Below are 14,176 nucleotides of genomic sequence, written 5' to 3'. Positions count from 1 at the left end.
GCAGCAGGTCGAGCTCGGCCCCTCCTCCGTCGGCGTCGTACTGGCGGCGCAGCAGCTCGGCGGCGGTCTTCTCGACGCCGTCGACCAGTGAGCGCATCACGTCCCGGATGTGCTCGTCGTAGTGGCTCAGCATCCGCAGCACGGCTTTGCGCAGCGCCGGAGCCACGGCGTTGCGTCCGCCGCCCGCGCCGACATCGGGTGCGCGGTGCAGCGCGTGCCGAGCCGCCAGCAGCGGGTGCAGCGGGTCGTCGAGGTCGCCGTGGCGGTCCTTGGCCCATTTGGTGCGCCAGTTGCGGTAGGCGTGCTCGACGTGTTCGCGGAGCCGCGCGGCGGCATCGCCGACGTTGTGCTCGGCCAACAGGTGGTCTCGGGCGGAGAGCCCGAATTCGGCGGTGCCTTCCGGGTCGTCCGCGGCCGCGCGCAGCATCGCGGATGCGGCGTCGATGTCCGGCTCGCCCTGGTCTCGGCAAGGCACCAGTTTGGCGCCGCGGGCACCGAGGAGTTCGCTGACCGCGCCGTAATCGCCGCTGATCACCGGCACGCCGTGCGCGGCCACGTCGAGCAGCCGCATCGCGTAAGCGTCGCCGCCCTCGGCGCGGTGCAGCGAGCAGACGCAGTCGGAGGCGGCGAGCAGCACTCCGGCGCCGATCTCGTCCTCCACCAGCCGGATGCGGGGATCGGAGACGGTCGCCAGCCGGAGGCGCTCGGCTGCTTCGGGGTGCTCGGCCGCGCCGGTGACGGCGATCAGCAGGCAGCTGTCGTCGCGGTCCGGGAAAGCCGCGAGGAACGCGGTCACCAGGCCGAGCACGTTGTCGCGGTGCTCGTCGGCGTGATCGGCGAACGCGCCGATCACGAACTCATCGGAGAGCCCGTAGCGGGCGCGGGCGCCCTTGCGGGTCGGCAGGTCGACCGGGCCGGGATCGAGCACCGGTAGCGACACGACCCGCGCGGCCGGACCGCCTGCCCGCCGCGCCTCCTGCCGGGTGGCCTCGGAAAGCACCCAGGTTTCGACCGATTCGGTGGTCGTGTCGGGGTGCACGTCGATCAGGTGGCGCCCGGCGGGCACCGCGAGGCCGGGTTCGCAGCGGAGCACGACCGGGTAGTACGGCGTGTCGGCGGAGGGCAGGCCGGAGGCGCGCACCGCGGCGCGCACCAGTTCCGCGGTGCGCCCGGAGCCGAGCACGGCGACTCCGAGCTGGTCGACCAGTGCGGAGCGCTCGGTGTCGCCGAGCCGCCGGACGGCGGCTTCCGGTACGCGACCGCTGGCCACCCCGACGCCCGCGCACCAGTCGTGGAACGCGTCCGCGTCCGCGCCGAACGGGTCCGGGTAGTCCTTGCGCAACACCGGATCGTCGCACCACACGGCGGCGGTCCAGCGCGAGCCGCCGTGCCCGCGCTGCTGCTCGTCAGCCGGTTCGCAGGCCCAGCCGAGGAATTCCCGCGCGGCGTCGCCGGACTGGAAGGGGCTGGCCGGTGCCGCATCGCGCTGCCAAGCGTCGAGGTAGTCGCGGCGCAGCGCGTCCGGCAGCGGTGTGCCGTCCGGCAGCGCGTCGTAAGGATGTGGCTGTTCCCGGGTGTAGCCGGCTTCGACCAGCGCGTTGCGGTAGCTGGCGCAGAGCCCCGCCAGCACCGGGTGCTCGGACAGCAGCACTCGCGGTCGATCCGCGTAGTGCGTCGACAGCAGCCACGGCCGCTGCGGCTGGAAGCCGTCGAAGTGCACGCTGCGCAGCAGCGAGCCGTCCACCGCGTGATCGCCGTCGCCGGTGGTGATCAGTTCGCGCTGCGCCGCGTTCCACACCGACAGGCCCACGCCCGGATCGCGCAGCACCAGGTGGTCGACCAGCGCCGGGGCGCTGTCCAGCAGCATCCCGACGGTCGGGTCGGCGCGGACCTGGTCGGACCAAGCGTTGAGGAAGTCCTCGGCGCCGGGCCGGACCGCGAGCACGCCGGGATCGAACGGACCGCACTCGGCGAGGTCCGTCGCGCTCGGGCGGAACCCGTCCGCGTAGAGCGTGCGCAGCACCCGCGGCACCAGCGCGACCGGGCGGTCCGGGGTCAGTTCCCGCAGCAGGTCGTCGAATTCGTTGAAGACCTGCACCGACGGTTCCAGGTACAGCACGGTCGCACCGGAGGCGAGCAGGTGCTGCAGCAACCTCGGGCGCAGCACCGCGCGCAGCTGCTCGGCCGTGCACGCCATGGCGAGCCGGGCGAACTCGTCCGCGGCGATCCCGACCCGGTGCGGCGGGACGACCTCGCCGGGCATGTCCGCCGAGTCCTCGAGCGCCAGCACGACGAACCGCGCACCCGGGTGGTTGCGCAGGAAGGACTGCCCGAGCACGCGGGCGGCGGGCAGCTGGCTCGGGCCTGCGACCGTGCATCCGACCAGGAGTGCCTGCTCGGCGTCGCCCGCGGGTTCTGCGAAGCCGCCTGCGGACGCTTCGGCCTCGTCGGGGTTCTCGGCGGGCCACTGCGGCTCGTCCGACCGGTGCTCCAGCAGGTCGGACGTTGCTTCGGGGTCGGGACCACCGGAGGGCTCGGGGTGCGCCTGCGAATCAGTCACGGGCCGAACCTATCGCCCCGCGGTGCGTGCGCCGACAGCGTGATCCCCGGCGGCGTGGTGCCGGGCGGGATACCCCGGGCGCGGGATGGCGCACGCACCGGACGATCACAGCATCGGCATGAGGCTCTGCAGCTCGTACGGCGTGACGCGGCTGCGGTAGTTGTTCCACTCCTCGCGCTTGTTGCGCAGGAAGAAGTCGAAGACGTGCTCGCCGAGGGCTTCGGCGACCAGCTCGGAGTTCTCCATCTCGGCCAGGGCCTCGTTGAGGTTCTGCGGCAGGCTGTCGTACCCGGCGGCCTTGCGCTCGCCCTCGGTCAGCGACCACACGTCGTCCTCGGTGGCGGGCGAGAGCTCGTAGCCCTTCTGCACGCCCTGCAGGCCGGCGGCGAGGGTCACCGCGTACGCCAGGTACGGGTTGCACGCCGTGTCGAGGCTGCGCACCTCCACCCGGCGCGACGAGGACTTGCCCGGCGAGTACATCGGCACCCGCACCAGCGCGGAGCGGTTCGCGTGCCCCCAGCAGACCGCGGTCGGCGCCTCACCGCCGACGATCAGCCGCTTGTAGGAGTTGACCCACTGGTTGGTCACGGCGCTGATCTCGCGGGCGTGCGTGAGGATCCCGGCCACGAACGCGCGGCCGGTGTCGGACAGCTCGTACGGGTTCTCCGCGTGGTAGAAGGCGTTCTGGTCGCCTTCGAACAGGCTGAAGTGGGTGTGCATCCCGGAACCGGGCTGCGCGCTGAACGGCTTGGGCATGAACGACGCCTGCACGCCCTGGGTCAGTGCGACCTCCTTGACCGTGTACCGGAAGGTCATCACGTTGTCGGCCATGGTCAGCGCGTCGGCGTAGCGCAGGTCGATCTCCTGCTGGCCGGGCGCGCCCTCGTGGTGGCTGAATTCCACCGAGATGCCCATCTGCTCCAGCGTCTCGATGGCGTTGCGCCGGAAGTGCGGGGCCGCGTCGTGGCTGGCCTGGTCGAAGTAGCCGCCCGAGTCGGCGGGCAGCGGTTCGGAACCGTCGGTCGGCTTGTTCTTCAGCAGGAAGAACTCGATCTCCGGGTGCACGTAGCAGGTGAACCCGGCTTCGGTGGCCTTGGACAGGGTCCGGCGCAGCACGTGCCGCGGGTCGGCCCAGCACGGCGACCCGTCGGGCATCGCGATGTCGCAGAACATCCGCGCCGAGTAGTGCTCGCCGTCCGGGGTTTCCCAGGGCAGCACCTGGAAGGTCGTCGGGTCGGGTTTGGCGACCATGTCCGACTCGTAGATGCGCGAGAACCCTTCGACGGCCGAGCCGTCGAACCCGATGCCCTCGTTGAAGGCCCCTTCCAGCTCGGCGGGCGAGATCGCCACCGATTTCAGGATGCCGAGGACGTCGGTGAACCACAGCCGCACGAAGCGGATGTCACGTTCCTCCAGGGTGCGGAGCACGAACTCCTGCTGCCGGTTCATGCTGGCAGCCTAAATCCTGGCCCCGGCGCAGCGTCCGGCCGTGCGTGTTGCGGCCGGGTCACCGCGGGATTCGTGCACGCGGCGTGACCGGATGTTGCTCGCGGGGTCAGCCGCACCGGGTGCCTTCCGCGGGCAGTTCGAGTTCGGTGAGGTAGTCGATCCCGGCCTCGTCGACGCAGCTGTCGCCCTGCAGGAAGGCGGTGTGCTGGGTGCCTTCGTAGGTCAGCAGCCGCCCGTGCAGTGCCTTGGCCAGGTTCACCCCGGCCTGGTACGGCGTGGCCGGATCGCCGGTGGTGGAGATCGTCAGGGTCGGCGGCAGGCCCTGCACCTTCGGCTGCTCCGCCTCGCCGGTCACCGGCACCGGCCAGAACGCGCAGCTGTCGGTGTCGCTGCCCGCCGGGCGGCCGTCGTCCAGGAACGGTGCCGCCTCGCGGTAGCGGCGGTCGGCTTCGCGCAGCACCGCGGGATCGGTGATCCGCTGGTCGTCGACGCAGCGCACGGCGTTGAACGCATCGGTGACGTTGGTGTAGGAGCCGTCCGGTTCGCGCCCGTAGTAGGAGTCGGCCAGCGACAGCAGCAGGCTCCCGTTGCCCTGCTTGAGCTGCTGGAGCCCGGTGTTCAGCGCGGGCCAGAGGCTCTGCGCGTACAGCGCCTGGATCGTGGCGGTGGTGGCGTCGCTGTAGGACAGCTGCCGGTCACCGGACGGCGCGGGGTTTTCCAGCAGCGGGCGGGTGAGGCGTTGGAACTCGCCGACCGCCTGCGCCGGGTCGGTGCCCAGCGCGCAGTCGTCCTCCCCGGCGCACCAGTGCGCGAACGAGTCGAACGCGCGCTGGAAACCGTCGCCTTGGGCGACCTGCGAGTCGATCGGGTTCTGGGTCGGGTCGATCGCGCCGTCCAGGATCATCGAGCGCACGTTCGCGGGGAACTGCTCGGCGTATTCGGAGCCGATGCGGGTGCCGTAGGAGTAGCCGAGGTAGTTCAGCTTCGGGTCGCCGAGCGCGGAGCGCAGCACGTCCATGTCCTTGACCACGTCGCGGGTGCCGACGTGCGCGAGCACGTCCGCGCCGGTGCGCTGCACGCACTTGTCGGTGTAGTCGCGCACTTCCTGCGCGGTCTGCGCCACGCCGGAGCCGGAGCCGTCGGAGCCGGAACCCAGGCGGTCGGCGTCCTGCTCCGGGCCGTTGAGGCACTGGACGTCGGGCTCGCTGGCGCCGATGCCGCGCGGGTCGAAACCGACGAGGTCGAACCGCTCGCCGAGGTCGTTGCTGCGCACGGTGCCGGCCAGGCTGGCGGCCGAGCTCATCCCGGAGGCACCGGGCCCGCCCGGGTTGACCATGAGCGAGCCGATCCGGGAGTCCTGGTCGGTGGCCGGTTTGCGCAGCACGCCGATGGTGACCTGCTTGCCCTGCGGTTGCTTGTAGTCCAGCGGCACGCGCAGGCGCGCGCATTCGAGCGTGCGGTCCTGGTAGGCGCTGCGGTCGCTGCTGCTGGTGGCGTACTCGGTGCAGGGCCCCCAGGCGAGTTCCTGGCCGTAGTACTGCTCCAGCCCGGCGGGCACCGGCCCGGCCGGACCGCTGTGCTGCGTCCGCGGCGCTAGTTCGGGTCCCTCGGAAGGTCCACAGGCGGCGGCGCCGCTGAGCAGCAGCAGTGCGCAAATGGCGGGCAGCAGGCGACTCATCCGGGGGATGGTGTCACGCGCACGGCGTCGAGTTCGTCACGGGCGGTGGGCCAGCGCGGAGCTGGTGCGCGAAGATTGCGCCATGCCGCAGTTGCGACTCGCTCTCGCCCAGGTCAACGCGACGGTCGGGGACATTTCCGGGAACAGCGCGATGGTCCTGGAGTGGACCCGCAAGGCCGTGCAGGAAGGCGCCCACGTGGTGGCCTTCCCGGAGACGGTGCTGGCCGGCTACCCGGTGGAGGACCTGGCGCTGCGCAAATCGTTCGCCGCGGCGAACCGCGCCGAGGTGGAGGCGCTGGCGGTGCGGCTGCGCGAAGCCGGGTGCGGTGACGCGCTGGTCGTGGTCGGGCACCTGGACCGCGACGACGAAGGGGTGCGCAACTCCGCGTCGCTGCTGCACGGCGGCGAGGTCGTGGCGACCTACGACAAGTACCACCTGCCGAACTACGGCGTTTTCGACGAGGCGCGGTACTTCGCGCCGGGCTTCGATCTGCCGATCGTGAAGCTGCACGGCCTGGACGTCGGCGTGGTGATCTGCGAGGACATCTGGCAGAACGGCGGGCCGGTGGCCGCGCTGGGGCAGGTGGGCGTGGATCTGGTGGTGTGCGTGAACGCCTCGCCGTACGAGCGCGCGAAGGACGACGTGCGGCTGCCGCTGGTGGCCCGCCGGGCCGCGGAGGCGGACGCGCCGGTCGCCTACGTGAACATGGTGGGCGCGCAGGACGAGCTGGTCTTCGACGGCGATTCGATCGTGGTGGACGCCGCGGGCGAGGTGCTGGCGCGGGCGCCGCAGTTCACCGAGCACCTGACGGTGCTGGACGTGGACCTGGCCGCGGGCGGCCACACCTCGACGACGGTCCCCGACGAGCCGGGACCGATCCGGATGCCCGCGTTCGACGTGAGCCGCACGGTGCTGGCGCCGGATCCGCTGCCCGCCTACGAGCCGCTGCCCGCTCCGCGGCCCGCCGAGCCGCTGTCCGACGCAGCCGAGGTGTGGGCGGCGCTGGTGACCGGGCTGCGGGACTACGTGCACAAGAACGGTTTCCGGTCGGTGACGTTCGGGTTCTCCGGCGGGATCGACTCGGCGTTGTGCGCGGCCTTGGCCGCGGACGCGATCGGGCCGGACCGGCTCTACGGCGTTTCGATGCCTTCGCACTACTCCTCGGAGCACTCCAAGTCGGACGCCGCGGACCTGGCGCGGCGGCTGGGCTGCCACTTCGAGGAGGTGCCGGTCGCCGACAAGGTGGCGGCGTTCGTGCAGCCGCTCGGGCTGACCGGGCTGGCCGAGGAGAACGTGCAGGCCCGCGCCCGCGGCGTGACGTTGATGGCGATGTCGAACCAGCACGGGCACCTGGTGCTGGCGCCGGGCAACAAGACCGAGCTCGCGGTCGGCTACTCCACCATCTACGGCGACGCGGTCGGCGGTTTCGCGCCGATCAAGGACGTGCCGAAGACGCTGGTGTGGGAGCTGGCGCGGTGGCGCAACGCGGAGGCGGAAAAGCTCGGCGAGGTGCCGCCGATCCCGGAGAACTCGATCAGCAAGGAGCCGTCGGCGGAGCTGCGGCCGGGCCAGGTCGATCAGGACTCGCTGCCGCCGTACGAGGTGCTGGACGTGGTGCTCAGCGGCTACGTGGAAGGCGATCTGGGGTACGCGGACCTGGTTTCCGAGGGGTTCGACGCGGAGCTGGTGGAGCGGGTGATCCAGCTCGTGGACCGGGCCGAGTACAAGCGGCGGCAGTACCCGCCAGGCACGAAGATCACGTTGAAGGCGTTCGGCCGGGACCGCCGCCTGCCGATGACCAACCGCTGGCGGGAGAGCCGCCCCTGACGTTCGCGGCGGGAGTCCGCACGACTACGTGGCCGACTCCGATCCCCGGTGCGGTGAGCTCCGGGTGTGTCGGGCGCGGACCGCGGCAGCTCATCCCGGCGCGGGCTCGTCCCCGAACGCGCGAGCATCGTCGACCTCGGCGAGCGCGGCGTCGACCCGCTGCTGTTCGGCCCGGGTGAGCGAGAGGCCGGCCAGCTCGTGGCGCAGCGCAGGAGCTTCGCGCTCGTCGTCGAGTGCGACCGCGAGCGTCAGCAGTGTTGCGATGGCGAGTGCTCGGTCCACGGCCGGGGCATCGTCGCGATGCCTGCGCAATGCGGATTTGAGATGCCGGAAGGCGGCGCGGTCGTCGCTTTTGAACTCGCTGTAGATGCGCGCGTTGTCCAGCGCCTTGGCCAGGCCCGTCAATGTCGCAGACCCGCCGTACTCCAGTTCAACAGGCTCGTCGCGCCGGACGAGGACGATGTTGTTGCCCGACGGGTCGAAGAGGCTGAACCTGGAGGCTCCGGGACGCAGCCTGGTGATCCTGGGCAGGCCCTTCGCGAGGATCTTGCCGTGCGCAGCCTGCATCGCCGCCACGAAGGCCGCGTAGTACGGGGTGACGGCGTCCACGAACACGATGGCCGCGCCGCCGTCCTCATCGGCCGGGTCGATGCCGCGCGGGGCCTTCCGGAAGTGCAGTTCGAATCCGCTGAAGGCGACGACCAGGTAGCGGTACGGCCGGTGCTGCTCGTAGGTGGTGCGAAATCCCAGGCATTCGTAGAAGTTCTTCGTTTCTTCCACGGACACGCACGGCAGGATCGGTGTGGTCGACTCGTTCGCGATGACGCTCGGGCCCAGCCCAGCAGCGGCGTCCGGCGTGGTGGGATCGGTTGCCATTCCTCGACTTTAAGGACGCGGCGGCGCCGACGGCGACCTTTCGTGATCCTTCCCCGCAGCGCTGGCCTGCGGAAACAGTTTGCTATCGAGCACTCGAACTCGGCGCTTTCGAGCACTGCGCCGATGGGTTTCGATCCCGCCGTCGAGCGCGGCTCGGCAACCACGGCGCTTGAATCCGGAACACACCACCCGAGGCCGTCTCGGCTCAGCCGAGACGGCACGACCGTTCTTGCGGCGAACGGTCCGCTCACTCCCATCGGGAGCGGTGCGTTCGGGTGGTGTGCGGGCGTGTCGGCAACGGCTTGTGCAGCCGTGCCGGTCAGTGGAAGGAGTGCTCCGGGGCCGGGAAGGAACCGTTGCGGACGTCGTCGGCGTAGCGGGACGCGGCGTCGGCGAGCTGGCCGCCGAGGTCGGCGTAGCGCTTCACGAACCGGGCGGTGCGCCCGGTGTTCATCCCGGCCATGTCGGTCCACACCAGCACCTGCGCGTCGGTGTCCGGGCCGGCTCCGATGCCCACGGTCGGCACCCGCAGCTCGGCGGTGAGCCGCTTGGCCGACTCGGCGGGAACCATCTCCAGCACCACCGCGAACGCGCCCGCCTCCTGCAGCGCCTCGGCGTCCGCGAGCAGTTCGTCCGCCTGGTCGCCGCGGCCCTGCACCCGGTACCCGCCGAGCCCGTGCTCGCTCTGCGGGGTGAAACCGAGGTGGCCCATCACCGGGATGCCGGCCGCGACCAGCGCTTCGACCTGCGGCGCGTAGCGCCTGCCGCCTTCGAGCTTGACCGCGTGCGCGCGGCCTTCCTTCATGAACCGGCTCGCGGTGGCCAGCGCCTGCTCCGGCGATGCCTGGTAGGAGCCGAACGGCAGGTCGGCCACGACCAGCGCGTGCTCGGCGGCTCCGGTCACCGCGCGGACCAGCGGCAGCAGTTCGTCCACGGTCACCGGTAGCGAGGACTCGTAGCCGTAGACGTTGTTCGCCGCCGAGTCGCCGACCAGCAGCACCGGAATCCCGGCCTGGTCGAAGATCCGCGCCGTGTACATGTCGTAGGAAGTGAGCATCGGCCAGTTCTCGCCGCGCTCCTTGAGCTGTTGCAGGTGGTGGATCCGCGTGCGGCGCCGCGCCGGGCCGGTGCCGTAGGGCGCCGCGGTCTCACCGGGCGAATGTGCAGCAGTCATCGTCGACCGTCCTTTTTCCTCAAGGCCCGCCGAGCGGGTCCCTGGGCGTTGGAGAACGTCTTGCACCGCCAGCGTCGCACGGTCCGCGCGGCATCCGGAGGGCTCGACGACGGAAGTCACAGCGCTGGGCGGTGGCAGCCGCCGGGCGGCCGCAGCGCGAGGCACCGGTGAACCGGTTCGGGTCGGGCCCGCGCGCGGAGCTGATCATCAGCGGGACCATCCGGCGGTGACCGCGCGCAGCGAAGGAGGGGTATCAGGATCCCGATCGGCGCAGTGCGCTGCGCCCTCCGGGCCATTTCAAGATCCACTACTGGACGCTGTTCTGCGAGCCTGCTTAGCCTGATCAGGTTTCGCACCGCACCATAGAGGGAGCAGCATGACGGCCCCGCCCAGCGAAGCCCCGGACATCCTTTCGCCGGAGTTCCACGCCTGCCCGTACCCGTCGTATCAGATCCTGCGGGACGAATATCCGCTTCTTTGGCACGAGCCGACGCAGAGCTACATCGTCTCCCGCTACGACGACGTGAAACGCGCTTTCCGCGAACCCGTGTTCACCACGCAGAACTACGACTGGCAGCTCGAACCGGTGCACGGCCGCACGATCCTGCAACTGGACGGGCGCGAGCACGCCGTGCGCCGCGCGCTGGTCGCGCCCGCGTTCCGCGGCAGCGAGTTGCAGCAGAAGTTCCTGCCGGTGATCGAGCGCAATTCCCGCGCGCTGGTCGACGAATTCCGCGGGACCGGCCGGGTCGACCTGGTCAGCCAGTACGCGACCCGCTTCCCGATCAACGTGATCGCGGACATGCTGGGCCTGCCGGAGGAAGATCGCGTCCGGTTCCGCGGCTGGTACACCTCGATCATCGCGTTCCTCGGCAACCTCAGCCAGGACGAAGAGGTCGCCGCGGCGGGCCTGCGCACCCGCGAGGAATTCGCCGAGTACATGATCCCGATGATCCAGCACCGCAGGGAGAACCTGGGCGACGACCTGCTGTCCACGCTGTGCACCGCCGAGATCGACGGCACGCGGATGAGCGACGAGGACATCAAGGCGTTCTGCAGCCTGCTGCTGGCCGCCGGTGGGGAGACCACGGACAAGGCCATCGCCAGCATGTTCCGGGACCTGCTGCAGAACCCGGAGCAGTACGCGGCGGTGCAGCGAGACCGCGAGCTGATCCCGCAGGCGTTCGCCGAGTCGCTGCGGTTCTCCCCGCCGGTGCACATGATCATGCGCCAGCCCGCCGAGGACGTGGAGCTCTCCGGCGGCGTCGTGCCCGCGGGCAGCACCCTCACCTGCCTGATCGGGGCGGCGAACCGGGACGACCGGCACTACACCGAGCCGGAGAGCTTCAACATCTTCCGCGAGGACCTGCCCGCGCGCACCGCGTTCACCGCCGCCGCCGACCACCTGGCGTTCGCGCTCGGCAGGCACTTCTGCGTCGGCGCGCTGCTGGCCAAGACCGAGATCGACGTCGGGATCAACCACCTGCTGGACGCGATGCCGAACGCCGAACTGGAACCGGACCACGAACCGGCGGACCACGGGGTGTTCACCCGCGGCCCGGTGTCCGTCCCGGTCCGATTCACGCCCGCATAACGCTGGGCCGAGGGAGCGCAGGCGCCGGACGCGGCCGGCGCCTCACCCGGCGACGTTGCCCGCGCTGAACTCGACCGGCAGCGCCGCCAGCCCGCGCATCCACACCGAAGGCAGCCACATCAGATCGTCCGGCTCGATCGCCAGGTCGACGTCGGGCAGCCGGTCCAGCAGCACCTCGATGGCGGTGCGGGCGATCTCCGCACCGATCTCCGGCCCCGGGTGCGGGCAACCGTGCTCACCGTGCCCGAACGACATGTGCGCGTGGTTGCCCACCGAGTCGGAGTAGGCGTCCGGGCGCACCTGCGGGTCGGTGTTGGCACCGGCGAAACCGAGCACCAGCATGTCGCCGGTCTGGATGCGGTGGCCGCCGAGCTGGGTGTCGCGGCTGGCGAACCGGCCGATGAAGTTCTGCGTGGGGGTGTCCTCCCACAGCACCTCGTTGAGCGCCTGGCCCACACTGCGGCGCCCGCCCGCCAGGGTGATCGCGAACCGTTCCTCGGTGAGCATCAGCCGCAGCGCGTTGCCGATCCAGTACGCCACCGGCTGCTGCGCGGCGGTGAGCACCACCAGCAGGTCCTGCACGATCTCGTCGGCGGTCATCCCCGCGGAGTGCGCCAGCAGGCGGGACGGCACGTCCGGGCCGGGCCACTCCCGCTTGCGCTCGACCAGCCGCACCATGCGGTCGTTGATGCGCTGGTGCGCGGCGACGCCGTCATCGCTGGCGACGGTGTCGGTGAGGTCCTGCATCAGCGGCGCGGCCTCGGCCTCGGACAGCCCGAACAGCCGCGCCATCACGTACAGCGGCATCGGGTGGGCGAACTGGCTCATCAGGTCCGCCGAGCCGCTGCCAGCGAAACCGTCGATCAGCCGGTCGGCGACCCCTTCGCACAGCTGGCGCAGCTCGAACTGGTCCATCGCGTCCAGCGCTTCCCCGATCGCGCCGGTGCGGCGCTGGTGCTCGGCGCCTTCGGTGAACATCAGCGACGGCTGGTAGCCGACGAACGGCAGCAGCGACCAGTTGTCCGGGACCCGGTCCCAGCTGTTCCAGCGCCGGGTGTCCCGGGCGAACAACTCGGGGTTCGTCTCGACCTGGTGGATCTCGCGGTAGCCGAGCACCAGCCAGGCGGGCAGCCCGCCTTCCAGCTCGATCGGCGCCACCGGGCCGTACTGGTTGCGCATTTCGCGGTAGAGCCTGGCCGGGTCCTGCTGGAACCGCGGCCCGTAGAGGGGGATGGAACCGTTTTGCACCGGGCACTGTTCGGGGTCGGTGCCGGTGGCCGGAGGCCAGATCTGTTCGTCGGCCGAAGGGTTCGTCATGGGGGTGGGAACTCCCGGATTTCCGTGGACTGGAAGGGCGTGCCGTGCCCGGTTCGCAACACCGTGCTGTCGGGGTCCGGTGCTGCGGAGGGCCTGCGCGTTCGGATGTCGGCAGGCGACGCCGGCTCGACGGTGCCCGGCAGACAGGCCGGAGCGCCGCCGCTGCCGCCGGCGACGGGAGTCGGCATCCGCCGCGCGCTCAACCCGAGCTGAACTCGAGCGGTCGGCCCGCGCATCCGCGCCGGCCGCGGTGCCGTCCTCGCCCGGCCGGCCCGCCCCGTCCTCGGCGGTGGGCCTGCCGGGCGACGGGCTCGGTCATGACATGGCCTCCTGGGTGGCCGTCGACAACGCGTACAGGTGGTTGACCAGCGTGATCAGCACCTGCTTGCTGGAGTCGCGGGCCCGCGCGTCGCAGTCGATCAGCGGCACGCCTTCGGGCAGCGACAGCGCGTCGCGCACGCTGTCCAGGCTGTGCTCCTGATCGCCGAACTTGTTGCGCGCCACGATGAACGGCATCCCGTGGTGCTCCAGCCGGTCGATCGCGTACCAGGAGTCCTCCAGCCTGCGGGTGTCGACCAGCACGACCGCGCCGAGCGTGCCGGAGAACAACCGGTCCCACAGGAACCAGAACCGCTGCTGGCCGGGGGCGCCGAACAGGTACAGCACCCGCTTGGCGTCCAGGCTGATCCGGCCGAAGTCGAACGCCACGGTGGTGGTGGTCTTGTCCTGCACCCCGCTGGCGTCGTCGATGCCGAGGCTGGCCTGGGTCATGGTCTCTTCGGTGCTCAGCGGCCGGATTTCGCTCACCGACCGGACCATGGTGGTCTTGCCGACCCCGAAACCGCCGACGATGACGATCTTCAGGCCGTCGTTGGCGGTGCTGCGCAGCGGTGCGCGGGTGTGCTCAGAGGTTGTGGAGTCCAACGAGAACCTGCTTCAAGATGTCGGGATCGGGCAGTTGCGCCTTCTTCTTCGACGCGGACGACGGGTGCCGGGCGGTGATCCGGTTGGTGTCCAGCAGGTCGCACAGCAGGATCTTCACCACGCCGACCGGCATTCCCAGGTGCGAGGAGACCTCCACGACCGCCATCGGCTGCTGGCACAGCTGCAGGATGCGGACGTGCTCGGACTGCATCCCCGGGGACGGGTCGCACTCGCTGACGATCAGCGTGACCAGGTCCAGCGAGTCCTCGTCGACGCTGCTGCGGCCCTGGGTGACGGTGTAGAGCCGGTCCGGGTCTTCGTTGTCGAGGGGCCGCGGGCTCATGACAACCCGCTCGGCTGGGCTTGCCGGGGCGGCGCGCTGAGGTACTCCCCGATCTGCTCGACCAGTTCGTTCATGTTGTGCCCGATCACGCCGACGTCGGCGTCCTCCTCGGCGAGCACCGCCAGGTGGGCGCCTTCACCGGCCTCGACGATGAACAGCAGCCCGCCGTGGAACTCGTTCATGGACTGGCGGACGCCGCCGCTGCCGTCGCCGAATTCGACGGATGCGCCGTAGGACAGGCTCTGGATGCCGGAGGCGATGGCGGCGAGCTGGTCGGCCTGGTCGACGGACAGGCCCGGCGAGTGGCAGACCTTCAGGCCGTCCTTGGACAGCACCAGCGCGTGCTTGGTCCCCGGAGTGCGCCCCAAGAGGTTCTCCAGCAACCAGTCGAGATTGCGGTCGGTCATGAGTGTCGGAGCCGGCGCTGCGGTGG

At 70.9% G+C, this 14,176-nt stretch carries 11 protein-coding genes (1 of these 11 only partly in view); 2 read left to right on the top strand and 9 right to left on the bottom strand.

Annotated elements, in window-relative coordinates; translation table 11 throughout:
• From V1457_RS15260 to V1457_RS15250, 3 genes are all read right to left on the bottom strand, one after another.
• On the bottom strand, positions 1 to 2,560 hold the 5' portion of the coding sequence (locus tag V1457_RS15260; protein ID WP_338604714.1) for an FkbM family methyltransferase. 1,175 nt of this gene lie to the left of the window's left edge; 2,560 of the gene's 3,735 nt are visible here — the first part of the coding sequence; its start codon is at positions 2,558 to 2,560; the stop codon falls past the left edge of the window.
• Positions 2,561 to 2,665: 105 nt separating this feature from the next.
• A complete protein-coding gene (gene glnA, locus V1457_RS15255; RefSeq protein ID WP_200071127.1) occupies positions 2,666 to 4,009 on the bottom strand; it encodes a type I glutamate--ammonia ligase in 1,344 nt (447 codons plus the stop codon).
• 106 nt (positions 4,010 to 4,115) lie between these two features.
• Complete coding sequence (locus V1457_RS15250) at positions 4,116 to 5,687, bottom strand: alpha/beta hydrolase (protein ID WP_338604710.1); 1,572 nt, start codon at positions 5,685 to 5,687, stop codon at positions 4,116 to 4,118.
• 82 nt (positions 5,688 to 5,769) lie between these two features.
• Here V1457_RS15250 and V1457_RS15245 point away from each other — a divergent pair, with 82 nt between their 5' ends.
• Positions 5,770 to 7,515: an NAD+ synthase gene (locus V1457_RS15245; RefSeq protein WP_295143817.1), complete on the top strand. Its 1,746-nt coding sequence runs from the start codon at positions 5,770 to 5,772 to the stop codon at positions 7,513 to 7,515.
• A 90-nt stretch (positions 7,516 to 7,605) separates the two neighbouring features.
• On the opposite strand, the gene V1457_RS15240 is transcribed toward V1457_RS15245, so the two are convergent.
• Both V1457_RS15240 and panB read right to left on the bottom strand, forming a co-directional pair.
• Positions 7,606 to 8,391, bottom strand: a complete 786-nt coding sequence (locus V1457_RS15240; protein ID WP_338604705.1) for a glyoxalase — start codon at positions 8,389 to 8,391, stop codon at positions 7,606 to 7,608.
• A gap of 319 nt (positions 8,392 to 8,710) precedes the next feature.
• Positions 8,711 to 9,565 carry a 3-methyl-2-oxobutanoate hydroxymethyltransferase gene (gene panB, locus V1457_RS15235; protein WP_338604702.1) on the bottom strand — a complete coding sequence of 285 codons (855 nt, stop codon included), beginning with the start codon at positions 9,563 to 9,565 and terminating at the stop codon, positions 8,711 to 8,713.
• A 376-nt stretch (positions 9,566 to 9,941) separates the two neighbouring features.
• On the opposite strand from panB, the gene V1457_RS15230 reads away from it, so the two are divergent.
• On the top strand, positions 9,942 to 11,159 hold the full coding sequence (locus V1457_RS15230; RefSeq protein ID WP_200071122.1) for a cytochrome P450: 1,218 nt from the start codon (positions 9,942 to 9,944) through the stop codon (positions 11,157 to 11,159).
• 42 nt (positions 11,160 to 11,201) lie between these two features.
• Here V1457_RS15230 and V1457_RS15225 read toward each other — a convergent pair whose 3' ends face one another.
• The 4 genes from V1457_RS15225 to V1457_RS15210 all read right to left on the bottom strand — a co-directional run bounded on the left by V1457_RS15225 (position 11,202) and on the right by V1457_RS15210 (position 14,150).
• Positions 11,202 to 12,476 (bottom strand): cytochrome P450, encoded by a 1,275-nt coding sequence (locus V1457_RS15225; protein WP_295143830.1) that lies wholly within the window; start codon positions 12,474 to 12,476, stop codon positions 11,202 to 11,204.
• A 315-nt stretch (positions 12,477 to 12,791) separates the two neighbouring features.
• A complete protein-coding gene (locus V1457_RS15220; RefSeq protein WP_200071121.1) occupies positions 12,792 to 13,400 on the bottom strand; it encodes an ATP/GTP-binding protein in 609 nt (202 codons plus the stop codon).
• Positions 13,381 to 13,743, bottom strand: coding sequence for a DUF742 domain-containing protein (locus V1457_RS15215; protein WP_200071120.1), 363 nt, complete (start codon positions 13,741 to 13,743; stop codon positions 13,381 to 13,383). Before V1457_RS15215 ends, V1457_RS15220 begins: the two co-directional genes overlap by 20 nt.
• Positions 13,740 to 14,150 (bottom strand): roadblock/LC7 domain-containing protein, encoded by a 411-nt coding sequence (locus V1457_RS15210; RefSeq protein WP_200071119.1) that lies wholly within the window; start codon positions 14,148 to 14,150, stop codon positions 13,740 to 13,742. The genes V1457_RS15215 and V1457_RS15210 overlap by 4 nt, the downstream gene beginning before the upstream one ends.
• Between the last annotated feature and the right edge of the window lie 26 nt (positions 14,151 to 14,176).

This window comes from Saccharopolyspora sp. SCSIO 74807, assembly GCF_037023755.1.
Taxonomy (GTDB): Bacteria; Actinomycetota; Actinomycetes; order Mycobacteriales; family Pseudonocardiaceae; genus Saccharopolyspora_C; species Saccharopolyspora_C galaxeae.
The sequence above is the reverse complement of the archived record's forward strand: the minus strand, read 5'-3'. Positions and strand labels throughout refer to the sequence as shown.